General features: G+C 40.5%; 25 protein-coding genes and 1 riboswitch. Of the genes, 21 read left to right on the plus strand and 4 right to left on the minus strand.

Annotated features, from left to right (window positions below; translation table 11 throughout):
* Positions 1 to 302 precede the first annotated feature (302 nt).
* From HNW13_RS04755 to HNW13_RS04780, 6 genes are all read left to right on the plus strand, one after another.
* The gene (locus HNW13_RS04755) at positions 303 to 833 is read left to right on the plus strand and encodes a curlin (protein ID WP_192115124.1); all 531 of its coding nucleotides are present in this window, start codon (positions 303 to 305) and stop codon (positions 831 to 833) included.
* A 20-nt stretch (positions 834 to 853) separates the two neighbouring features.
* Positions 854 to 2,512 (plus strand): curlin, encoded by a 1,659-nt coding sequence (locus tag HNW13_RS04760; protein WP_192115123.1) that lies wholly within the window; start codon positions 854 to 856, stop codon positions 2,510 to 2,512.
* A 150-nt stretch (positions 2,513 to 2,662) separates the two neighbouring features.
* Positions 2,663 to 3,295 carry a LuxR C-terminal-related transcriptional regulator gene (locus tag HNW13_RS04765; RefSeq protein ID WP_011636988.1) on the plus strand — a complete coding sequence of 211 codons (633 nt, stop codon included), beginning with the start codon at positions 2,663 to 2,665 and terminating at the stop codon, positions 3,293 to 3,295.
* A complete protein-coding gene (locus HNW13_RS04770; protein ID WP_244262860.1) occupies positions 3,292 to 3,870 on the plus strand; it encodes a curli production assembly/transport protein CsgE in 579 nt (192 codons plus the stop codon). The genes HNW13_RS04765 and HNW13_RS04770 overlap by 4 nt, the downstream gene beginning before the upstream one ends.
* Positions 3,871 to 3,882: 12 nt before the next feature.
* Positions 3,883 to 4,284 (plus strand): curli assembly protein CsgF, encoded by a 402-nt coding sequence (locus HNW13_RS04775; protein WP_192115122.1) that lies wholly within the window; start codon positions 3,883 to 3,885, stop codon positions 4,282 to 4,284.
* A 2-nt stretch (positions 4,285 to 4,286) separates the two neighbouring features.
* Positions 4,287 to 5,138: a CsgG/HfaB family protein gene (locus tag HNW13_RS04780; protein ID WP_011636991.1), complete on the plus strand. Its 852-nt coding sequence runs from the start codon at positions 4,287 to 4,289 to the stop codon at positions 5,136 to 5,138.
* Between the two features lie 154 nt (positions 5,139 to 5,292).
* Here HNW13_RS04780 and HNW13_RS04785 read toward each other — a convergent pair whose 3' ends face one another.
* Complete coding sequence (locus tag HNW13_RS04785; protein ID WP_192115121.1) at positions 5,293 to 7,050, minus strand: PDZ domain-containing protein; 1,758 nt, start codon at positions 7,048 to 7,050, stop codon at positions 5,293 to 5,295.
* A 203-nt stretch (positions 7,051 to 7,253) separates the two neighbouring features.
* On the opposite strand from HNW13_RS04785, the gene hinT reads away from it, so the two are divergent.
* From hinT to HNW13_RS04840, 11 genes are all read left to right on the plus strand, one after another.
* Positions 7,254 to 7,607: a purine nucleoside phosphoramidase gene (gene hinT, locus HNW13_RS04790; protein ID WP_162023370.1), complete on the plus strand. Its 354-nt coding sequence runs from the start codon at positions 7,254 to 7,256 to the stop codon at positions 7,605 to 7,607.
* Complete coding sequence (locus HNW13_RS04795) at positions 7,607 to 8,116, plus strand: PaaI family thioesterase (protein ID WP_101086829.1); 510 nt, start codon at positions 7,607 to 7,609, stop codon at positions 8,114 to 8,116. Before hinT ends, HNW13_RS04795 begins: the two co-directional genes overlap by 1 nt.
* Entirely contained in the window at positions 8,113 to 8,580 is a 468-nt protein-coding gene (locus HNW13_RS04800; RefSeq protein ID WP_101086830.1) for a PaaI family thioesterase, read from the plus strand. Before HNW13_RS04795 ends, HNW13_RS04800 begins: the two co-directional genes overlap by 4 nt.
* A 37-nt stretch (positions 8,581 to 8,617) precedes the next feature.
* A complete protein-coding gene (locus tag HNW13_RS04805; RefSeq protein WP_192115179.1) occupies positions 8,618 to 9,010 on the plus strand; it encodes a YcfL family protein in 393 nt (130 codons plus the stop codon).
* A 125-nt stretch (positions 9,011 to 9,135) separates the two neighbouring features.
* A riboswitch (TPP riboswitch) is annotated at positions 9,136 to 9,243 on the plus strand.
* A gap of 55 nt (positions 9,244 to 9,298) precedes the next feature.
* Positions 9,299 to 11,500: a TonB-dependent receptor gene (locus HNW13_RS04810; RefSeq protein WP_192115120.1), complete on the plus strand. Its 2,202-nt coding sequence runs from the start codon at positions 9,299 to 9,301 to the stop codon at positions 11,498 to 11,500.
* 53 nt (positions 11,501 to 11,553) lie between these two features.
* Entirely contained in the window at positions 11,554 to 11,814 is a 261-nt protein-coding gene (locus tag HNW13_RS04815; RefSeq protein ID WP_101086833.1) for a hypothetical protein, read from the plus strand.
* Between the two features lie 5 nt (positions 11,815 to 11,819).
* Entirely contained in the window at positions 11,820 to 12,530 is a 711-nt protein-coding gene (gene pnuC / locus HNW13_RS04820) for a nicotinamide riboside transporter PnuC (RefSeq protein ID WP_192115119.1), read from the plus strand.
* Between the two features lie 36 nt (positions 12,531 to 12,566).
* Entirely contained in the window at positions 12,567 to 13,565 is a 999-nt protein-coding gene (locus HNW13_RS04825) for a phosphotransferase (RefSeq protein ID WP_192115118.1), read from the plus strand.
* Positions 13,566 to 13,886: 321 nt separating this feature from the next.
* On the plus strand, positions 13,887 to 14,732 hold the full coding sequence (locus tag HNW13_RS04830) for a DUF6279 family lipoprotein (RefSeq protein ID WP_192115117.1): 846 nt from the start codon (positions 13,887 to 13,889) through the stop codon (positions 14,730 to 14,732).
* A gap of 92 nt (positions 14,733 to 14,824) precedes the next feature.
* Complete coding sequence (locus tag HNW13_RS04835; protein WP_192115116.1) at positions 14,825 to 15,418, plus strand: DoxX family protein; 594 nt, start codon at positions 14,825 to 14,827, stop codon at positions 15,416 to 15,418.
* A gap of 158 nt (positions 15,419 to 15,576) precedes the next feature.
* Positions 15,577 to 16,125: an NAD(P)H nitroreductase gene (locus tag HNW13_RS04840; RefSeq protein WP_101086838.1), complete on the plus strand. Its 549-nt coding sequence runs from the start codon at positions 15,577 to 15,579 to the stop codon at positions 16,123 to 16,125.
* 205 nt (positions 16,126 to 16,330) lie between these two features.
* Here the strand turns inward: HNW13_RS04840 and HNW13_RS04845 are convergent, their stop codons facing one another.
* Together HNW13_RS04845 and HNW13_RS04850 are read right to left on the minus strand one after the other, a co-directional pair.
* Positions 16,331 to 16,531: a hypothetical protein gene (locus HNW13_RS04845; protein ID WP_101086839.1), complete on the minus strand. Its 201-nt coding sequence runs from the start codon at positions 16,529 to 16,531 to the stop codon at positions 16,331 to 16,333.
* Positions 16,532 to 16,707: 176 nt separating this feature from the next.
* A complete protein-coding gene (locus HNW13_RS04850; RefSeq protein ID WP_192115115.1) occupies positions 16,708 to 17,424 on the minus strand; it encodes a glutathione S-transferase in 717 nt (238 codons plus the stop codon).
* Between the two features lie 237 nt (positions 17,425 to 17,661).
* Between HNW13_RS04850 and HNW13_RS04855 the strand changes: the two genes are divergently transcribed.
* The 3 genes from HNW13_RS04855 (at position 17,662) to HNW13_RS04865 (ending at position 21,180) form a co-directional block, all read left to right on the plus strand.
* Complete coding sequence (locus HNW13_RS04855) at positions 17,662 to 18,726, plus strand: rhodanese-related sulfurtransferase (RefSeq protein WP_194956093.1); 1,065 nt, start codon at positions 17,662 to 17,664, stop codon at positions 18,724 to 18,726.
* A gap of 254 nt (positions 18,727 to 18,980) precedes the next feature.
* Positions 18,981 to 20,387, plus strand: coding sequence for a molecular chaperone (gene yegD / locus HNW13_RS04860; RefSeq protein WP_101086841.1), 1,407 nt, complete (start codon positions 18,981 to 18,983; stop codon positions 20,385 to 20,387).
* A gap of 325 nt (positions 20,388 to 20,712) precedes the next feature.
* A complete protein-coding gene (locus HNW13_RS04865) occupies positions 20,713 to 21,180 on the plus strand; it encodes a CreA family protein (protein WP_101086842.1) in 468 nt (155 codons plus the stop codon).
* 209 nt (positions 21,181 to 21,389) lie between these two features.
* Here HNW13_RS04865 and HNW13_RS04870 read toward each other — a convergent pair whose 3' ends face one another.
* Positions 21,390 to 22,766 (minus strand): L-serine ammonia-lyase, encoded by a 1,377-nt coding sequence (locus tag HNW13_RS04870; protein WP_101086843.1) that lies wholly within the window; start codon positions 22,764 to 22,766, stop codon positions 21,390 to 21,392.
* Between the two features lie 233 nt (positions 22,767 to 22,999).
* On the opposite strand from HNW13_RS04870, the gene nagZ reads away from it, so the two are divergent.
* Positions 23,000 to 24,025, plus strand: a complete 1,026-nt coding sequence (gene nagZ / locus HNW13_RS04875; protein ID WP_162023361.1) for a beta-N-acetylhexosaminidase — start codon at positions 23,000 to 23,002, stop codon at positions 24,023 to 24,025.
* The last annotated feature ends 90 nt before the right edge of the window (positions 24,026 to 24,115 follow it).

Below are 24,115 nucleotides of genomic sequence, written 5' to 3' on the forward strand. Positions count from 1 at the left end.
TATACCAAATTTTGATAAATATTTTTACCCGTCCTCAACAGATTTATCAATTAAAAATAGTCGCGGGTGAGAATTAAGGTGCTGTTATTTAATGATTATTTTTATTTTAATAGTACAAAGGTAGGGGGGGGCAGGTCATTTAGTCTTAAGGTCTATCACGGTTTAATACTGTGGGTTGATTCGTGCTCAATTGTAAGACGCCATAATATTGACACTATCAATGGCACAGCGATGATTGATGATTTATTCAATTTTTTAGTTAAATTGTCACCAACATCGCACAAGGGGCAGGAAGCATGACCTTGAAAAAGCGTAAAAATAATTATCGCTTAACGGCAAAAGCAGGGGTGTTAACTTTTGCTTTGTGCATATCCTCATCTCCTTGTGTTAGCCAAGATATTAGCGATGTTGATGAATTAGCTACGATTGGTAATCAAGCTAATGTAAATCAATTTGGCGATGATATGTTGGTTAATATCAATCAACTTGGTAGTAACAACCATTTTATTTCAACTCAATCTGGCTTTAATAATCAAACTCTCACTACACAGCAGGGCACAAATAATTATGCCATTGCAAATCAGTCAGGAAATGATATCGAAGCCAATATACTACAAGCTGGTTTTAATAATGTTGTTTTACTTAACCAATTTGGTTCTAGCCTGATGGCCGATGTTGGTCAAATTGGAACGGACAATTTAGCCATTATAAATCAGACAGGTAGTGAAAATGCGATTTGGATCCAGCAGTACGGCTCCGGAAATGCTGTAAGTGTGACCCAATGGGGTGTATCACAACATGTTGTTGTGACCCAGGGAAGCTTATCTAACTAAGAGTAAAGGGAAATACGAAGATGAAACATTCTAAATTAGCGTTATTAATCTCAGCAGCGATATTTACTTCAGCAGGGGCTTATGCAAGCGATAGTAATACTGCAAATGTGAATCAGAGTGGTGCGGAAAATTCAGTTGTCGTTAATCAGCAATTAAATAGTACTGATAATGATGCGACAGTTATTCAAAGTGGCGCGAGTAATAATGCATCTGTTAATCAATATAATACCTCAGATTCAGATTCTTTTATAACCCAACAGGGATCATTAAACGAAGGTCATATTGTTCAGCATAATACAACTCAGACCGCAACCGCAACCATTGACACAAATGGTATAGATAACGATGCAAATATTGAACAGCAGTTTAGTAATGGTGCAAATGCGGCAGCAACTGTGCTTCAAATGGGTAATTTAAATAGCGCTGAAATACTACAAGATGATGGTGATGGCTCAAATTCAATGATTGATCAAAATGGTAATGAACATATTGCTGAGATTCGTAACCATTGGTCCGATTTTGCCGATGCTACTATTATCCAAAATGTTGGGGGGGGAAATGATGCTTACATTAATCAAGATGATTCTGATTCAGCAAAAGCATCAATTATTCAAACAGGTGCAGGTAACAATGGTGATGTTTACCAAAATACTCAAAACACTAGTTACAGTGCTAATACAGATGATACTGTCGCAACGTTGACACAAACAGGCAATGATAATACAGGTTATATTGAACAAACAGCTCTATCAAATCTTGCTGATGTTTATCAAAACGGTAATGACAATCAAGCAGATGTTTATCAAACTGGTGAAAACAACGAAGCTGATGTTGATCAACAAGGTGATAATGATACTGCTTATGTAAGTCAATCAGGCCAGGATGGTTACGCTTCTGTAAGTCAAAGTGGGAACACCTTAAATACTGGTTTAGTTTATCAAAGTGGTTTTAGCAATTCTGCGACTATCGATCAAGTCGGTTCGGACCATATGTCAACCATTACCCAGTCTGAATATGACAACGTAGCAAATGTTGACCAAACTAATGTGGATAATAATGCAACTGTTACTCAAAGTGGTTCAGCCTCTGGAATGGGTAATTTAGCAACGGTTATGCAGGACGGTTTAGGTGATAGCGCATTAGTCGAACAAATTGGTAGTGACAATACTGCAATTGTTGAACAAGGAACAGATAGCCATGATAATGATGTATTCATTTATCAAACTGGTAACGAGAACTATGCTGGCGCCTCAACTGAACTAGGTGGTGATAGCACTGTTACGATTAATCAAGAAGGTAATAATAACTATGTTGGTAATTTGCCAGGAACAAATAATTATTATGGTCCTAATGTAGGCGCTGGAACATATGGTGCTGAAAACGTAATTACCATCGATCAAATCGGTAATGAAAACAAAGCTTATGCTGATTCATCAGACTTTTCATCAGAAGTAGATATCGACCAAACTGGGGATCTAAATACTGCTATCGCAGAGTCTTGGTTAGGTACTGATAATGATATTATGATTTCTCAAACTGGTACATTACATAATGCAGATGTTTTTGTTAATGGTGCGGGTAACAACATGGTATCAATTACTCAAACTGATGCGAGTAATACGGCTAATGTAACTTCAATTGGCTACGGTAACTCAGTTACTGTTGTTCAAGGGATGTAGTACAAAAGTATAATGAAGGGTGCGCAAGCACCCTTTTGACTAATTGTTATACGGTAATCCACTTGCTAAACTTATAAACATTGATACGGACTAGGTATCAATATTATTTATTGATATCACAGTTTATTCATACCACATGGAGTGTTAGGAATGTTTAAAGTTGAAAATTGGATGATTGTATCGCGTTCACAGTTGTTAATCGATTTACTCGATTCTCGCTGGCCACAAGAGTTTTTGGTTAAACTAACCAAGGCTCAGCCAGGTAATATGTCTAAGTTACTTTCCACACAAACCAACTCAATGGTGGTTTTCGATTTAGCAACAATTGATCTTCAGCAAGCATATCAACTACAACGCGTTATTGAACGTGAATATTGTGGTATTCGTACCGTTTTTCTAAATTTCCCTAAACAAGTTGATGCAAAATTTTTAATTCATCCATCGACCACAACAGGTGTCTTCTATACCAATGCTAATTTAGCTGATGTTAGTAGCGGTTTAAATGAAATACTAAAAGGCCGTAGTGTCATCCCTCAAGATCTCTATCAATCGTTAATGAGTGTTAACCATGACGATGACAGTGAGCAACTGACCATTCGTGAACGTGAGGTATTACAAACGTTGTTGTCTGGCAGCACAAATCTCGATATCGCTAATCAACTATTTGTCAGTGAATCCACCATTAAAACGCATCTCTATCGTGCGTTTCGAAAAATTGGTGTGTCTAGTCGTGGTCAAGCCATTGCTTGGGCGCAAACTCACATGCATGAGGTGAGAGTGTGAAATATCCATCAGTGATACTCCTTTGCCTGATGGCTAGTCAGGCAGTTTTGTTAAGTGATGCTATTGCTGATGATCGTAAAGATGTTGACGTTAATGTTCCAGAGTTTACTAAAGCTAATATTGCACCCACCACAGATGAAGTTATTCCAGAATCCTCCGCTTCAAAAGCCCAAGAGAATTTATTGCATTCAACTGAACCTGTAGTGAGTGTCAGTGATGCAAAACCTAAGCGTGAAGCTGATTTAATTGATGGGTTAATCTTAAATAGAGCCATGACAAGATTTGGCCACCGTTTTTATAGAGAATTTGTTAGCGCTTATCGTGATATCAATGGCATGAGCAACCACTCGGGGCTCACTGTTGTAGAGCAAGCCACAGCAAGAAGTGGTAGTAAAATTTTAGTGTTGCATAATCGCAAGCCGGTTTTTGTGACGTTTTTATCCCCAGCATCGCGAAATATTGATGCACAAGCGAACATGGCAGCAAAGCGGGTAAATGCTTCCTTGTTGCAATATCAACAACAGGCAAAATGGGCGGCATTTTCAGACCCCGATCTTGCTCCTGATGAGTTTTAGCAGGGAATGCATATGAAAAAATTATTATTAATCTTATCAATAACATCATTTAGTTTTCCCTTAGCTGCGACGCAACTGGTATATACCCCAGTTAATCCTTCTTTTGGGGGGAGTTACCTTAATGGTAGTTATTTACTGGCGAATGCGTCAGCGCAAAATGAACATCAAGGTGGCTCCTCTTATGTAGCCCCTACAGCGCTTGACAGGCTTGCAAGTTCATTACAGTCACGCTTAATGAGTCAACTGTTTAATGATGCTGCAAATGGTGGTGAAGGTTATTTAAAAACCGATGACTTTGAGATAAATGTGGTCAATGAAGATGGATCGTTACTGGTTCACATCACTGATTTATTAACCGGCGAGACGACCATCATCGAAGTTGGTGGTATTGTCGGCACAACAACAGGGGGCTAATCATGAAAAGACTAGTGCTTAGCTTATTTATTTTATCTTTGAGCGCGTGTTCATCGATAGAAAGTGAATTCGACGGTATTGAAGCAACCACGAGTTTAATGCCAAAAGGCGAAACTTATTACGATTTAGTGAGTTTACCATCTCCCCAAGGAAGTATGGTGGCTGCAGTGTATGATTTCCGTGATCAAACGGGCCAATACAAGCCGATACCTTCGAGTAACTTTTCAACCGCTGTACCTCAGTCTGGAACCGCTTTCTTAGCTCAGGCGCTCAATGATTCTGCTTGGTTTGTGCCTGTTGAGCGTGAAGGATTGCAAAATTTACTGACAGAACGAAAAATTGTTCGTGCAGGACTCAATGGTGACGCGAGTAAGTTGCCACAATTAAACAGTGCTCAAATTTTGATGGAAGGTGGCATAGTAGCTTACGACACTAATATTAAAACCGGTGGCGCAGGCGCTCGTTATTTGGGAATCGGCGTATCGGGTCAATACCGTGTCGATAGCATAACGGTTAACTTACGTGCGGTTGATATCCGTACCGGTCGATTATTAAGCAGTGTGACAACCACTAAGGCCGTTATTTCAAAAGAAATTACTGCTGGTGTATTTAAATTTATTGATGCGCAAGAATTATTAGAATCAGAAGTGGGTTATACCTCAAATGAACCTGTGAGTTTGTGTATTGCCGCGGCGATAGAAAGTGCGGTCGTGCATATGATTGCTGACGGTATTTGGAAACGAGCTTGGAATTTACTTGATGCAGCATCTGGAGTAAAAAACCCAACATTACAAAAATATTGGTTAGAGGCACATACTGAAAATCAAGTATTAGAACGGATTAAGCAAAGCTAGTCGTATTGATACATTTGTATATTAATAGAGAAGGTTAATAAAAAAGGATATCAAATTGATATCCTTTTTTGTTTACAGTTTTGATTGCGATTTGTGAATAATATTGAAAATATTCAGTAAATTAACTCTCAAATCGGTGAATTGTTTATCCGTATTAACCAAGCCATAATTGTGTTTTAGTCGCATCGTTGATGCTAAGCGAAATAGTGTCTAAAGCCGCTTCACTAATCGTTAATGTTCCTTGCATCAATTCATCTCGTCTAAACAAATGCAAAGTGATTTGTTCGCCAAGGGTTCGACTTTGCAGTTGCTGTTCAAATTGACTCGTTACCTGCAAGTTGTCTGCTGCAATCAATAAATCACCCGCACTTAATCCCGCTTGATGTGCAGGACTGTGTTGGCTAACCGTTAGAATTTTTAACCCTAATGATTCCACTTTTGTTTTAGCGCCAAAACCAATTTTATAACCAGTGGCTTCAGCACCACCCAAATCAGTTGTACCTTCACTGGCCCGTAAACTCATGTCTACACCCACTTGAGCCAGTAATTCTTTTAGCGGCAAATCGTCTGTGTTATCGAGATAAGTAAAGATATCGTCACAAGGACGATTTAATAGCGTTTCAACAATCTGTTGATGGCTTGACGATTCAGTACCAACACCCGTTAAACCATATTGTTGCCAAAGTTGACGCATAACATCATCAAGGCTATGTTTTCCTTGGGTTTCAATACGGATGGTTAAGTCTACATACAAGGCAAATAATGCGCCTTTAGTATAATAGCTGACGATGGCATTGGCGGCATTTTCATCTTGCTTATAAAACTTAGTCCAAGCATTAAAACTTGATTGCTTTAAGGTTTGTTTAAAGCGACCTTCGCCTCGGTATACTCGAGTCATAATTTGACTGAGTAAAGTAAGGTAACCTTTCTCATCAATACACTGAGATTTAAAGGTAATTAAATCATCGTAATATGACGTGATACCTTCGTACGCCCACAATTGAGAAGTATAAGACTCTTGTGATAAATCAAATGGCGTAAACTCAGCAGGTTTAATCCGTTTAACGTTCCATGAGTGGAAATATTCATGGCTGCACAGTGATAAATAAGTGCGATAACCTTTATCTACTGGCGCATCGAGTGACAAAGGTAAGTCGTTGCGAGAGCACATTAACGCTGTTGACGCTTTATGTTCTAAACCGCCAAAACCATTGTCCAAAACGGTTGTCATGAACACATAACGCTTAAAGGGTGCTGGAGTGCCAAATAAATTAATTTGATATTCGCAAATCGCTTGTAAATCTTTGGCTAATCGAGCCATATTTGCTCTTTGTTTGCCACTGAGTACGATATCGTGTGGCACACCAGCAGCGAAAAAGGTTTCAATGGTCAGTTCACCCATTTCAACGGGATGGTCAATTAAGTCATCGTAGTTTTCAGCGCTAAAATCACCAAAGCTAAATTGTTCACCTGATGCTCTAGTCATGCTGGTGGCTAGCGTCCAATGAGCTAATTCTGCAAGTGCAGGTTTAGCCATGGTGACGATATGTGGTTGAGACTCAAGACCATTAGCCGCTAGAAACACACTACTGCCATTAAAAAAGCCATGATTAGTATCAAGGTGTGCAGTGCGAACAGACAAATCCCATGCATAAATTTGATAACACAGAGTGATATCACTGCCTTGGTTATTCAATTGCCATGTTTGTTTATCTAATTGAGTGACTGCAAGCGATTGTAGATTCTCTTTGGCATCAATTTCAATAATATTTTTGGCAAAATCGCGGATCATGTAGCTGCCAGGTAACCATGCTGGTAATGAAAAAATCTGAGATGGATTGGCGTTTTTTAGCGTAAAGGTCACTTCAAATAAATGAGCTTTTGGGTCGACCGCATGAATATGATAATGCATAAAGAATTCCGAATGAGTGGCAAGTCGCAATCAAAACGATTGAGCTATAATAACCAATGCTGCCAAAATTGACTCACTTAAGCAAACGAATCCCATTTTAGGCAAAATATTACCCATAAAAAGCGTTTTTACTGGAGTGATAGTTCAAAGAGTTGATAGTATTATCAATAGCATCAATGCAGTTATCTAATGAGGGCATCCAAATGGCCGAAGAAACCATATTTAGCAAAATTATCCGCCGTGAAATTCCAGCGGATATTTTATACCAAGATGAATTAGTCACCGCATTTCGGGATATTGCTCCGCAAGCTCCTACGCATATTCTGATTATTCCCAATCATTTAATCGCGACAGCAAATGATGTTAAAGCGTCTGATGAATTAGCATTAGGGCGGATGATAACAGTAGCGGCCAAACTTGCCGATGAAGCCGGTATTGCTGAAGATGGATATCGCTTAATCATGAATTGCAATAAGCATGGTGGTCAAGAGGTGTACCATATTCATATGCATCTTTTAGGGGGTAAACCATTAGGCCCAATGCTGAGTCGTGGATAATGAAAATTAACAGTGATTTTTTCCCGTTAACTGAAGTTGCCACCCGTTTTGTCAACCAGTTAGCTCAGTGCCGTCGTTTAGGGCTTTCAGTGCAAGAAGCCAGTGAGCATCATGTGTTAATTGAGTTACCTTACAGTCAAGATATTATTGGTTACCCCGACACCGGAGTCATTCATGGTGGGGTGATCACAACCTTGATAGATACCGCTTGTGGCACAGCCGTGGTATGCGCCATTTTGAAGAAGTACCAATCGTTAGAGTTGTCTCCAACATTGGATTTACGTGTCGATTACATGAAACCTGCAGAGCCTCATAAATCAGTTTATGCCTTTGCTGAATGCTATCGTTTATCGTCAAGCGTTGCTTTTACCCGTGCGATAGCATATCAAGACAGTATTGATGAACCTATCGCTCACGCGGTGGGTTCTTTTATGCGAATTAGTCCAGAAATGGTCGGCGAAGAGTTTCGTCAAGTGTTAATGGGGAATTTACCGGGGGCGAAATCATGAGTGAGCCAACCCAAATAGAGACACAAAAGGGTTTAGATGTTCAAGATGTGGTTAAACGTGCCATTGAACTGAATGATTATAGTTACCTACTTGAGAAAGTACCTTACTCACAATTTATTGGCATGTCAGTGGCCCGTTTTGGTGATGAAATGGTATTTAGACTGCCGGCTAAAGATGACAACATTGGTAATCCGATTTTACCTGCAATACATGGCGGAGTGATTGCTGGGTTTATGGAAATGTCGGCAATTGTGCAATTAATGGTATTTATGCAAGCCAAGAAAGTACCTAAAATTGTTGATTTCTCAATTGACTATTTACGCGCAGGTTTACATCAAGATACCTTTGCAGAATGTAAAATTACTCGCCAAGGCCGCCGTGTGGCTAACGTCAGTATGAACTGTTGGCAAACAAACCGTAAACAATTGATAGCCACTGCCAGAGCACATTTTTTGATAGATTAAGTCCACGCTTTACATTAACAGCAAATAAGGAGATAGCATAAAAATAACGTCAATATTTGTGTTCGCATTAGCATTGTTGCTTAGCGCCTGTGCGCATAACACGGCAGGTATTTCGGTAGACTCAAGCGGGCAGGTTAGAGTCGATAGCAGCTCTTTTGCCAGTGATGTCAGTGTTGTGGATATTTCATCTGTCATGGTTGCTGACTTAATCAAAGCATCGGCGCTAATTCAGAGCAAATCGAGCACTGACCTACGTCTACAATATAAGTTCACTTGGTACGATGCTAGCGGATTTACAGTTGAGGATGAAGCAAGCAGTTGGAAGTCGGTTAAATTACATGGTAAACAGCAGTTGCAAGTGGGTGCGGTAGCGCCCAATACACAAGGTATTCGATTTGAGATTTATGTGCGCGAAGCTTTCTCAAATTAAGCCACGCTACAGAGAACTTGAAGAGACATGATTACTGAGATTTAATATAAAGTTAATCAATTATATTTTTGCGTTATCAAATTGTATCGCTGCTCGTGTATTCATGGTGAAGTTAGTTTATAATCGTGATCGCCAAGGGGTGTTCAGTAAAACCTGAACTGAGATGTCTGTATGACGAACCCTTAGAACCTGATCCGGCTTATACCGGCGTAGGAATGGGCCACACTATTTATGTGCACCTCTTATTCGCTACTCTTGCCGGATCTCAAAATCACTATTTGAGGTCCTATGTTCACGAAAAACTCTACTAGGTTACACCAAACACCAATTGCCTTAGCGGTAATGGTGGCATTTAGCTCGCCTGTGGTTATGGCTAAAACGGCCGATGTTGAAAATGTCACTCCCGAATATGAAAAAATGGAAGTGATTGTTGTTAATGCTGATTTTAGTAATATTAGCCTTGATAAAATGCCGTCAAGCGTGACGGTTATTGATGCCCAGCAATTAGAAGACGAAGGGGCGCAACATTTTGAAGATGTGCTCAATTCTATTGCCAACTTTAACTGGTCTGGTGGCAGTTCTCGTCCTAAATATTTCCAAATTCGTGGTGTCGGCGAACAAGAACAATATCAAGGTGCACCTAACTCATCAGTTGGCTTTGTGGTCGACGATATCGACCTATCAGGCCTTGGCATGGTGTCGAGTATGTACGACATGCAGCAAGTTGAAGTCTTGCGCGGTCCACAAGGTACTCAATATGGTGCTAATGCACTAGCTGGATTAATTTACTTAAAAAGTAATGACCCTACCGAATCATTTGAACATGGCGCAAAAGTCAGTTTAGGTGATGATAATCTTCGTACTCTTTCTGGTTTTAGCTCTGGTCCACTCAATGACTCAGGTAAATTGCTCTACCGTGTATCACTAGAACAGCACAATCAAAATGGTTACCGTGACAACCTTTATCTTAACCGTGATGATACCAATGAACGTGATGAGTTAACGGCTAGGGCTAAGTTCCGTTGGTACGCTACTGACGATCTTCAAGTTGATTTAACCTTATTGCATGCCAATTTTGATAATGGTTACGATGTGTGGACATTAGATAATAATCGCAGTAATACCTTAACTGACCAACCCGGTGTTGATACACAAAAAACGACTGGAGCAGGGGTTAAGTTCATATACACGGGTATGCAAGCATTTGACTTCACATCATTAACATCATTTGCGCAAACTGATCATCATAATGGATATGATGGTGATTGGGCCAATTCGGATTATTGGGCGAGTAAAGCATGTACTGTGTATGACGACGCAGGGGCGGCCTCAGGTACTGAACCTTGTGTTTATGATTACACCTGGGACAAAAAGGGCGATCGTAAAACCTTAACCCAAGAGTTCCGTTTATCATCCAAAGATGCAGGACGCATCTTCGCCGGTAGTACCGACTGGTTATTGGGTGTATACGCGATGAATTTAAAAGAAGATAACGACTTATACTCGGAATACAACACCTGGCCAGATGAAGTGTTGCAGTCAAATTATGAGGCGACAAACTATGCCATATTTGGCCAACTAGACAGCCATTTAGGTGATGATTACTTATTGTCGACTGGGTTACGTTTCGAGCGCCGCGATAGTGATTATAGTGACAGCAATAAAGATGACTTTGCCCCATCAGAAGATATGTGGGGCGGCCATATTGCGTTGTCAAAAGCCATTAATCCTAATCACAATGCTTATGCTCGTGTCGCCCGCGGTTATAAGGCAGGTGGTTTTAATATGACACTGCCTGCTGAATTGTCTGACAAGAAACAGTTCGACACTGAGATTTTATATAACTATGAAGTTGGCTTAAAATCGAGCTGGTTTGATGGCGAAGTGGATTCTACCTTGGCGCTATTTTATATGGACCGCCAAGACCAACAAGTTGCCGCCTCTTTACAAGACCCAGATAGCCCGCAGCGTTTTATTCTATTTACCGAAAATGCTGGCAGTTCAAGTAACTATGGCGCGGAACTCGATGCAAAATGGTATTTAACAGAAAATATTGAGTTCTATGGTAGTTTCGGTTGGTTGGAAACTGAATATGGCCAATATCAATACAGTGACAAATACGGTTCAACCGTCGATTTATCTGGGCGCGACTTAGCGCATTCGCCTAAATTTACTTACAGTGCTGGTATGACTTATGTTGCTGATTCTGGTTGGTTTGCAAACGTGAATGCCAGTGGTAAAAGCCAGTTTTATTATTCTGACAGCAATGAATCTCAGTCAGAAGCCTATACCATTTATAACGCCCGTTTAGGCTATGAAACGCCAACATGGTCGGCATATTTATGGGGCCGCAATTTGTTTGATGAACAATATGGTGTGCGAGGCTTTTACTTTGGCAACGAACCAGATCAAGATTGGGTCGATAAACAATATATTCGTTACGGTGATCCGCGCCAAATGGGTGTGACATTAGAAGTTCAATTTATGTAATGACATAAAATCGCTGTAGCCTTTGTTGCAGCGATTTTTATTAAGGAATAGAAATGAAGTTAACTGCAGAAATCAGTATGTATCCGTTCAATGAAAACTATCTCGATCCTATCCAATGGTTTATCGGCAGAGTGGATAGTTATGACAATATTCAACGAGTGACTAACGCGATGGCAACCCAAGTCTGTGGCGAGTATGCTGATGTAATGTCGATGCTAGCCGTTGAAATGCAAGCCGCACATCAAAAGTGGGGCAAAGCTGTTTTTGTGTGTAAATTTATCGGTGGTGAGCTCAACCTAGCTCATAGCGAATAACCACAATGAATGATCTATTTATAACGCTACAACAAGCCTTTAGTGAAGCGTCATTAATGACGTTTTGGGAGGCGGTTGCCGTTATGCTAGCGCTTGCTTACTTAATTCTTGCTATGCGGACTAACATCTGGTGTTGGTCGGCAGCATTTATTAGTACCGCCATTTACACTGTACTATTTTGGAATGTATCGTTATTGATGGAGTCAGTCCTTAATATTTATTATATGGGGATGGCGGTATATGGTTATTGGTTGTGGTTGCACGTGCCACCTTCTCGGCAAAGCAATTTGCACAATTCTGAGCTGCATAATGGTACTCAGCACAACATAGATACCAATCACCTTAATATTACCAGTTGGTCTTGGAGTACTCACGCTCGGCTTATCGGCGCGACATCATTAGTGTCTATGCTGGTGGGATATTTAATGGCTCATTACACGTCGGCCGCATTTCCCTATATCGATGCGGCAACCACTTGTTTTGCTATCGTTACAACCTATCTAGTAGCGAAAAAAGTGCTAGAAAATTGGCTCTATTGGGTCGTCATTGATTTTGTGTCTATTTACCTTTACTTCCAAAAAGGCTTAATGCTGACATCGGGTTTGTTTGTTTTATACGTCGCAATGGCAGTTGGCGGATACATGATGTGGCGTAAGAAATATCGTCATCATATAATAACGCAACACAATACGAGTCAAGAGGTGGTTGGTGCATAACCAACCATAATATCATTTTATTAGAGTAAATATTTGATGTCCCAGCCGTTGTTATCTCTACCTATCGATGTGCTTAATATAATCAACAAAGCCATACCAACCACATTATTTCAGCAGCTTGCTACGCAATGTACTGCGGTGTCTTTTCTTAACACAGGGATCAGTAATGTTAATATTAAGTTATCTTGTGAAGATGGCGATAAGGTCTTACGAGTAAATCAGCCTCACAGTAATTGGTGCGATAGAGCGCTTGAAGTTGAATGTTGGCAAGCTGCAATTGTGGCTAACATTGCACCTGCATTGATTTGGGTCAGTGATGATAAGCAAGTGTATCTGAGTGAGTTTATTGATCAACCAGAGACAGACTGGTCGATATTTGCCTCAATGCGCAGTCACTTATCACTTGGGCAATCGACAAATCAATCCATTGCGGCTGTGGATGCCGTTCCTTTGCTTAGTGCATTATTTTGTAAACTCAGTGTGTTGCCGGTGCCGGAGAAAAGCATTACCGTTAGTGAGCAATGGCAACAATATGCATACCAATTAGATTCATTAACGGGGTCGCAAACAGATCCAAAATGGCATGATGCGAGGCAGCAATTGTTACGCTTAAATGGGCTTGTTCGACATTGGTTATCGCAGTTAGAAGCCTGTGTGTTGCTGCCGACTTTTTGTCATAGAGATTTAACTCCACACAATTTACTGCTTAGCGGCAGAGCCCCTCAGCAACTGCTTTGTATAGACTATGAATATGCTGTGGCGAGCCATCCGTTGTTCGATTTAGCCAGCGTCGTGGCTAGTCATCAACTATCAACGAAGCAAGCTAACCAATTAATCGATAACGTGATTATGCAATACTGTCAGGTTGCAAGCCTCACCGATGTGTCTGCGGCCAAAGCGGCATTACCCGCTGCAATAAATTGTTTTTGGTTATTTTCGGCAATGTGGGCGTTATTAATGGCAGCCAAAGAACCGCAAAAATCTACACAATACTTACAATACTTTACAAAGTATTTTACATTAATCACTTGCTAATATGCTCTGATAAAGTACAAGCTTCTGATAAAGTATAAGTGAAGTAATACCAGTTCTAATAAATATCTGGTCATTCAGCGCCTACTAGACAAGTAATAAGATTATAGACATAGTTTTTCTACGTCAAAATCATATTAAGCAGCATAGAAGGTTCTGAAACCCGTCCTGCGGGAGTCATTCAGACTTTCTATTTTTTGTTGCATTGTTTCATAAGGGAACAACCATTCTTTCAACAATGCGTCTCAAACTGAAAAATCTGAGTGACTCTGATTGATCACATCATTACTGGATTTGATATAAATTTTGATAAAGGAATTATCTGTGTCTAAAAAATTGATTATCCTACTGTTAAGTAGCTTATTTTTTGTCGGCTGCTCAACCAAAGTAAGCTATTTCTTTCTGGATTGGGCGATAGAGTGGGAAGTTGAAGAGTACGTAGAGTTAACCTCAGAACAGCAAGATAAATTTGATATTATTATTGAATCGTTTTTAGTCTGGCATCGCCAACAAGAATTACCGCGTTATCGTGATCAACTGTCTTTATTATCGACATTGACTAATCAACAAACAATGACCCCAGAGCTATGGCTTAACCAAGTGTCAATGGCGAAGGCACATTGGTCCCGAATTTTCGATTTTGTTATGCCTGATCTGTTACCTATTATGGCGAGCTTATCTGATGGACAAGTTGATCAGATACTGGCGCAGCTAAAAAAAGAACAACAAGAATTAATCGAAGAATACGCCGGCAAAGATCAAGCTGAATTGATAAAAGACTCAGATAAAAGAATCGCCGAGCAATTATCTGAATGGACTGGCGATGCTACAGATGAACAAAAAAACATTATTCATCAAGCTAATACTCAGCGTTTAGCCACGTTAGACATGTGGCTTGAGTATCGCCATGAATGGCTAAGTCAATTTGAACAAGCACTGAAACGCCGTCAGCAAACTGATTATTTTACCCAACAAATGAAATTATTAATTATCTCGCCAGATGAACTGAAATCAGAGGTTTATCGAGATAATGTTACCGAAAATACCCGTAAGTTTGGCTCAATGTTGATTACGCTTAATCAAACATTTAGTCAAAAACAACGTAAGCACTTTGATAAAAAATTAGCTGAATTAGTAGAAGATTTAACTGAATTACACTTAGACAAATAATATCTATTTTTATCCGTTAGTCTCCAAAGCTGAAATATTTTTAATCTTCAGCGGGTCTATTACTACAACAACGATTTCAGCTAGGATTATTTATGCAGACACTAAGTGGATTTTATCAACAATTTTTAAATGTGATTAAACATACAGAAGGCTTAGCCGCCTTACTGCTAAGGCTTTATCTTGCGCCAGTGCTAATGCAGGCAGGATACAACAAATTGTCACATTTTGAAGACACCGCAGCATGGTTCGGCAATCCTGACTGGGGATTGGGTTTACCTATGCCAGAAGTCATGACTGCGTTAGCTGCAGGCACTGAATTGTTCGGTGGTTTTTTACTGTTGATTGGTTTAGCCACTCGAATCGTGGCATTGCCAATGATGGTCACAATGCTAGTTGCTGTTTTTGCGGTGCATTTACCCAATGGTTGGTTGGCTATTGCCGACCCAAGTTCGTGGTTGGCGAATGAGCAAGTGTTAGCTTCAGCGGAAAAGCTTTCTGCGGCGAAAGCTATTTTACAAGAGCGCGGTAATTATGAATGGCTAACCAGTTCAGGTAATTTTGTTATTTTAAATAATGGTATTGAATTCGCGATGACGTATCTAATTATGTTATTGGCATTATTTGTGATTGGTGGCGGCCGTTACACCAGCGTTGATTACTTTATAGGACGCCGGTTGTTAAAGTAACCTTGTTTACATCACCTGAACTCAGTATAAAAAAGGGCTGTTTGAGAGGCGTTTGTTATTTCGAGTTTAGGTTACATAGAACAACCCTAAAAAATCCCACCTAATACGTGGGATTTTTGTTAATATCGGCAGCATAATTTACTCAAAAGGATTGTATCTTGGACGCCAAACAACTGTTATTGACTCGCCAATCGACGCCTCGCCTAGTTGCCCCAGCACCAAATGCCGAACAACTCACTTTTTTGCTTGATGCAGCAGCAAGAGTACCAGACCACGGTGCATTAACGCCTTGGGAATTTATTATTGCGGTAGATGATGGCTTAGCTAAGTTGGCAGATATTTTTGTTGATGCGGCTAAAAAAAGTGGTGCAGATGATACTTTTCTGACTAAAGTCGCTAACATGCCTTATCGTGCGCCTATGGTGATTACGGTCGTCGCCAAAACACAAACGCATGATAAAGTACCCGTTTTAGAACAGCATATAGCAGCGGGTTGCGCCACGATGGCAATGCAGCAGGCGGCATTTGCGATTGGGCTAGGTGCGGTATGGCGTACAGGCGATTTTGCTTTTGATGCTAATGTGAATAACGCATTAGGATTAGCCGCAGACGATCAAATTGTTGGCTTTTTATATGTTGGCACCCCAGCAGTGCTCGCTCCCACTAAACCGCTTAAAAGTGGCCAGCAATTTGCGCGATATTTGTAAGCATTGCAAGGTTGGGGTTATGACCAATGGGCCACGACGTTGGTGGCCGCAGGCCATAAGTACAAAGCAAAACAAACACCAAGATCTCGGCTTAAAAGCATTAGCGGGACGACGAGAAGAGGGTTAACAAGCTCTTGTTCAATAATATATTAAGAAACAATCAGACTTTATTCACTGAACTTCAAAGCAAAGCTCTAAAACAAATCTATTCGTAGAACTCGAGTGGGATCATGTTTTGATAGACATAATAGCCTAATGGTCCCATTAACAAACTCAGCATAGACCACACTACACGTTGACCATGTTTGATATGTGCTTTCGAGGTATAGGCTCGATAGCAAAAGTGAATATGTAAAATCAGTAATGCAATGAGCATTAATACTAACGTAATATCCATATTATTCATGTCATGTTCCTTTGCGTTCCAGCAATGACTTATCTAAGTGTAAGCTTAAAATTAAAATCTGCAGTAAAAATAATAGAAATCCATGTTCTTAAACGGCTATTCACTGCTAACACCTTTAATTTACGTTAAAAATTATCCGATTAATAGCCCGTAAACCATTAAATATTCATAATTTTTTAATTTTTGCACAAAGGTATTACTTGTCCATCATTACGTACTGAATGTTTGAGGTAAATCAAAGTTTTTTGTGGTAACCACAATGGATATTTGCACATGGTCACGTTAAATAGCGGGCTATTGATTAATGTGGTTAACCAAGCGTTAACTTTAGGGTATGGCATGGTGTCAAACCACGAAGGTTCAACATTAGCAAACTGTCGAATAAACGGAAAAATAGCAAAATCAGCTAGTGTTGGGCTGTCGGTACACAAATAGTTGTGTTGCAGCAACTGCCTTTCCAACAACTGAATAAACAGCTCTGCCTGTTGTCGATACCAAAGTTGACTGTATTCAGGGAACCTGTCGGCATACTTATATTTATCTAACCATGGTTTAAATTGATTATCATTGGCATTAATGAGCGATTCAGTCATTGATTTATCTAACCAGTATTGCAGGACTTGATACTCTTCTGTGGTTAAGTAATGGTTTTCTGGCGCTGGGTGTTCAGTTAATACAAAGCGCATAATATCTAGACTTTCACTGATCACTTGGCCGTTAGTAAACTCTAAAACCGGCACTGTGCCTTTGGCCGAAATGGCGATCAGCTCTGCGGGTTTATTTTTAAGCTCTATTTCACGCACTAACGGATTCAGTTGGCTCAAATGAAGACTAATACGTGCTCGCATAGCATAAGGGCAACGACGAAAGGTGTACAAAATGGCAGAATTCATTAGGTGTCTATAAAATGATGTCTTGCTAATAGAGTAACGTTTCTTGGCTGAAAACCCAAAATTAACCGCTACCAACATTGTAAAAAAGTACATCTGCTGGTTTTAGTATTTTTTTGACTGTGATTTAGGTATACTTTCGGCCGTTTTTTTGAGTCTGTGCACAGTGTGCAGACCTTATTTATATGCACAGTAATATGCACTGGAAATTAAGTTCCAGCCAGCGGAGACCTCATTTTTATGCAACAACCTAAACAAGCGTCTAAACAAGAGCCTAAACAAGAATCTATTCAAAAATCTATACCAGCTGCATCTCAAGCCCAAGTCGCTGTGTGCGCGTTATATAAATTCGTGGCATTACCGCATTTTGAGGCCGTTCGTCAGCCATTGCTGAGTGTCATGGAACAAAACGAAATTAAAGGCACTTTGTTGCTTGCTCAAGAAGGCATTAATGGCACTGTTGCAGGAACCTCATCAGCGATTGATATTTTATTGGCCTGGTTGGGCACTCAACCTGGTTTAGATAATATCGTGACTAAGCTATCTTTTGACGCTGAAATGCCCTTTTATCGCACCAAAGTGAAGCTGAAAAAAGAAATTGTGACTATGGGTATTGAAGGTATTGATCCTCGTAAAGTCGTCGGGACCTATGTGAAACCTAAAGACTGGAATGCGCTTATTTCAGATCCAGATGTGGTGTTGGTTGATACCCGTAATGATTACGAAGTGAAGATTGGTACTTTTAAAAATGCTGTTAATCCAGTAACCGAGACTTTCCGTGAGTTTCCTGAATATGTGAAGCAAAATTTAGATCCGGCTAAACACAAAAAAGTGGCGATGTTTTGTACCGGTGGTATTCGCTGCGAAAAATCTACTGCATATTTGAAAGAGCAGGGCTTTGATGAGGTATATCATCTTGAAGGCGGCATATTAAAATATCTTGAAGAAGTCGAGCAAGAGCAAAGCTTATGGGAAGGTGAATGCTTTGTGTTTGATAACCGCGTAGCGGTAAATCACAGCTTAGAAAAAGGTCAATACGATCAGTGTAATGCTTGTCGTATGCCAATTACTGAAGCAGAAAAACAAACTGAAGCCTATGTTCAAGGAGTCAGCTGTCCACATTGCATTGATAAGGTGCCTGAAGAACAACGTCAGCGGTTTATTGAGCGTGAGCGTCAAGTACAATTAGCCAAGCAACGCGGTGAAGCGCATATTGGTAGCGATGTAAAGCAAGTGATTGATGCTCGTCGCCAACAAAAAGAAGCTCAGCGTAAAGCACAAGAAAAAATGAATAACAAAGGCTAATGAATACCTTTGCTAAAACGAAAGCCCAATCTACATAAGATTGGGCTTTTTTGTTATGGGCACAGTATTAACAGTTACCCTATTTCAGGTTAGTTAGATTTTTATCATTTTAAACGCCATATACAGCGTTGCCTTTTAAGATAAGGGACTCGCTTTACCCAAGCGGGAGATAAAACAGTGATAAAGGGTTTAGCAAGTGTCATAAGTGTGTTATTTTGAGCGCTTTTTTCGATTAGATGACAGAAGGTAAGTCAATGTTTGTTGGATTTGATTACGGCAGTGCCAACTGTGCGATTGGGGTAATGATTGATGATGCGGTATCGTTATTACCATTATCAACTCATTCGGATTTTATGCCTTCAACGTTGTACGCAATGGATCGCGAGCTTATTGCCGAGGCGGTATACCAAGGATTACCAGAACACTTAAAAGCAGAGTATTCTCATTTACGCAGTTCTCAGTTAATGCGTGCTAAACAAATGCGCCATGAGCTTGATCTGTCGCCGAATGAACAAGCCGTATTTGTTGGCCAAGCTGCGATAGATGCTTATTTAGACATGCCTGAAGAAGGTTTCTATGTCCGTTCTCCAAAGTCTTTTTTAGGTGCCAATGGATTACGTGTTGAACAAATAGCCTTATTTGAAGACATTGTCACCTTGATGATGCAACATGTTAAAACACTAGCCGATAAAGCGTTAAACGCAAAATCGCTTAGCGCAGCGAGCCATGCGGTGATAGGTCGACCGGTTAATTTTCAAGGCATAGGTGGCCAAGACAGTAATCAACAAGCTGAAACCATTTTACGCCTGGCGGCTACTCGTTCAGGCTTTACTGATGTGAGGTTTTTATTTGAACCTTTAGCTGCAGGTATGGATTTTGAATCAAACCTTAGCGATGACAATACCGTGTTAGTGGTCGATGTTGGCGGTGGTACGACAGATTGTTCAGTGGTAAAGATGGGGCCGTCCTACATTAAGCAACAAGACCGCAGCCCAGACTGCTTTGGCCATTCAGGTCAACGGATTGGTGGTAACGATTTAGATATCGCGTTAGCGATGACTGGATTGATGCCAAGCTTTGGTGCAGACACGTTAATGATTAACGGTAAACCTATGCCAAGAACACCTTTTTGGAACGCGGTGGCCGTCAATGATATTAGTGCCCAACGTGACTTTGTTAGTTTACCTTCTCGTAAGTTAGTTGAGCAGCTAATCAAAGAAGCGCAGCAGCCTGAACTATTAGTTCGTTTACAAAAAGTACAAAAGAATCAAATGAGTTATCAAGTGGTACGCCAAGCTGAAGCGGCGAAAATTAGTTTGTCAGACAATGATACCATTCTATGTTCGTTAGATTTTATTGAAAAGGGGCTGTTAGTCCCATTAACAGCAGCACAGTTTGAGCAAGCCATTAATGATCCCTTAGCGAAAGTTGAAGCATTAATGAAACAAGCGATGCAAACGGCTATCGCTAAAGCGGAGCAACAAGATTGCGATATGCCAACCAGTCCTGATATTGTATATGTAACAGGCGGTACGGCCCGAAGCCCAGCTATATACAATAAAATTGCTAGTGTGTACCCCAATGCCAAAGTGGTGGTGGGTGACCATTTCGGTTCGGTAACCGCAGGTTTAACCCGTTGTGCTCAAAGTGCATTTAACTAAAATTCATTGCACTTAGCTCGCGAAGGCTGATGGTTATGTTAAAGGCTGATGGTTATGCTAAAGGTTGATTATTGTGCTAATAGTAGAATGATCAACAAGCATGCTTTGTCTGCCACCAATATGATTAATTAATTTGATTATCGTGCTCACCATAATGATGACAATGTTAGTTATTATTATGGCCTGCGGTGGCCGCGCGTCAGTGTGGACTTATTTGTCATTAAAGGCATAGCCATAATGGTTTACCTTTAATGACAGAACATCTCAATTTTTTATAACAACCTATTTTGATGATATAAACTCATAATATTAAAAGGTGTTACCGATGAAAAAAATGCTAATAGTGCTAGGGTTAACGGCACTTCTTACGGCTTGTTCTGACAATGAAGTCGGTGATGTATCACTTGGGATGTTTACGACACAAGACATAAAATTAAACATTTTAAAGGATGACATCGTAACAGGTGTCACTTGTCACATCGCCTCAATAGAAGAAAATCTTAGTTTTTCAGATCCAAGTGATAGTTCTATTTCTTGCAGACAAACAGGGGAAATCACCACCGATATGATTGCACAAATAGATAAAAGTAAATCTGGTGAAGTTGTGTTTAAAAAATCAAAAAGTATATTTTTCAAAACCATGAAAATCAGAAGAATATTCGATGCTGAAAATCAAACGTTAATGTATGTCTCTTACTCTACCAAAGAAACATCGGGAAGCTTCAAACACAGCCTTTCGACCGTTCCACTTTGGGGAACCAAAGCTTATGTTGACCTCGCACCAGCTCACTAAGGGCAAAGGTCTGTCTTGCTTCGGGCATATTCGTATGCATTTTCTACCATCTTGTTATCTGGTTTTGGTACAAGGGAAAATAGGTTGTTCGGTTAATTGATTTCACGATGAATCATTAACAGGTTAACTCGCCATTTAAGGCATACAAAAATGCCTGTTAGGTTCGCTAACAGGCATGTCGAATTGAGCAGATTAAATGAATACGTGAATTAACACTCGACGATATTCACCGCAAGACCGCCTTTTGCTGTTTCTTTGTATTTACTGCGCATGTCTTTACCGGTTTCCATCATCGTTTTAATGACTTTATCCAGTGACACTTTGTGATTACCGTCACCGCGAAGTGCCATGCGTGAAGCATTAATCGCTTTTACAGCACCCATAGCATTACGTTCAATACAAGGTACTTGGACTAGGCCGCCAACTGGATCGCAGGTTAAACCTAAGTTATGTTCCATGCCAATTTCAGCGGCGTTCTCAACCTGTTCCACGGTTCCGCCCATGATTTCAGTTAACGCACCGGCTGCCATTGAACAGGCTACGCCCACTTCACCTTGGCAACCCACTTCAGCGCCAGAAATCGAGGCATTTTTCTTGTACAAAATACCAATGGCAGCAGCGGTTAACAGATAGCGGCTGCACACATCGATATCGACTTCTTGCACAAACATATCGTAGTAACACAATACTGATGGGATAATCCCTGCTGCGCCGTTTGTTGGCGCTGTAACAACGCGGTCGCCTGCGGCATTTTGCTCGTTAACCGATAAAGCAAATAAATCGACCCAGTCCATAGCGGTCAATGGGTCAGTGTTATTTCGCCCTTCCGCTTTTAGACGACGGTAGAGTGCTGGCGCACGTCGGCGTAATTTTAAACCGCCTGGCAATATGCCTTCTTTGTGATAACCACGTTCAACGCAGTTTTTCATGGTTTGCCAAATTTTCCACAAACCTTGCTTGATATCATCTTCACTGGCAATGCTAAGTTCATTGGCCATCATTAATGATGAAATACTTAAGCCGTTGTCGCAGCACAATTGCAGCAATTGCAATGCACTATTAAAGTCGTAAGGTGCTTGTTCTATTGGCGTTGCTGGAGACGCATTACGTTGAGTGATTTCATCTTCATCAAGAATAAACCCGCCGCCAACTGAATAATAGGTACGCTGATATATGCATTCGCCTTTAGACAATGCATATAAGGTCATGGCATTAGCATGTGCAGGTAAGGTTTTACGTCTGTGGTAGGTTACCCCTTCTTCGCGAGTAAATTTCACCTGACGTCCGTCTGCTAAGGTAAGTTTTTGAGTCGTAGACACAATGTCTAAAATGGCATCAATCCCATCGGTATCTACGGTTTCTGGATCTTCACCCATCAGGCCTAAAATGACCGCTTTTCCTGTGCCGTGACCTTTACCTGTTTGGCCTAAAGATCCAAATAATTCTGCTTGTAACTCATCGGTATTCGCTAATAAATTATTATCAGCGACATGCTGTATAAAAATTTTACCTGCCTTCATAGGACCCACTGTATGTGAGCTAGAAGGACCGATACCAATTTTGAACATGTCAAATACGCTAATCATGTTGTTTAACCCTTGCTGAGTCGTTTATTGTTTTCGTTATAAGTGAGTATAATCGTCAAAAGTAATGTTGGCGGTTTATCTCTTATTCTTGGTAGAGTATCCCACACATTAATCAATGACAGTTCATTAGATTTTTTGATGCATTATTCTCACATTAGCCAGCCTTATACTTGATGCATAATGTGACTGGATTAACCTGGCATGATTGTCAGCTATATAGATAAGGGAAAGATTTGAGCTATTTAATGATGGATCTTGCAGGTTTAACTGTATCTGCAACAGAAACTGAGCAATTACAGCATCCGCAAGTGGGTGGTATTATATTGTTTAGTCGCAACTGTGAAAATAAAAGTCAATTAATTGAATTGGTTAAAAGTGTTCGCAGTATTCGCCCTGAATTATTAATTGCGGTCGATCATGAAGGTGGCCGAGTTCAACGTTTTCGTGAAGGTTTTAGTTTAATTCCTGCCATGGGTGATATTTTACCTGCCGCTAAAGGCGATTTAACATTAGCTAAACAATGGGCGAAAGAGTGTGGCTTTTTAATGGCTGTTGAGCTGTTAGCGTGTGATATTGATTTAAGTTTTGCGCCTGTCTTAGACGTAAATGGTATAAGTGAAGTGATTGGGAAGCGCAGTTTTAGTGCAAATCCTGATGAAGTCAGTGCATTAGCTCAGCAGTTTATCATTGGCATGAATGAGGCTGGTATGGCTGCGGTAGGAAAACATTTTCCTGGTCATGGCAGTGTTGCTGCCGATTCACATATTGCCATGCCAGTAGATCCAAGGACTAAAGAGCAAGTGGAAGCTTTTGATATGCAGCCATTTAAGCTCTTGATAGGTTCTCAGCAGCTACAAGGTGTGATGCCAGCACATGTGGTTTATTCAAATATTGATCCTAATCCCGCTGGCTTTTCATCTTACTGGCTACAAACTATCTTACGTCAGCAATTAGGTTTTGATGGGGTGATTTTTTCTGACGACTTAGGCATGAAGGGCGCCAGTTTTGCTGGTAATTACCTTGGCCGTGCTAAGGCGGCGTTAGATGCTGGCTGTGATATGATTTTGGTCTGTAATGATCCTGTTGGTGTTAATGCTTTATTAACCGAGTTTGATTGGCCTGCTGCAGAACCTACACATACCGCATTATCGCTAAAGGGTAATACTGCACAATCCTTGCAGGCGCTTGAGCAACAATCGCGTTGGCAAGCTGCGCAGCAATTGACGATGGACATTACTCGTATTGCACAATCATTGTAAATTGTCTCAATAACCACAGCTCGAGTTAAAGGGGCGTATTTATTCTCCCGGGCAGAGGTTGTCGAGTAAATGAGCAGGCCATTAAGCAAA

Source organism: Shewanella sp. BF02_Schw, from assembly GCF_014596695.2.
GTDB lineage: Bacteria > Pseudomonadota > Gammaproteobacteria > Enterobacterales > Shewanellaceae > Shewanella.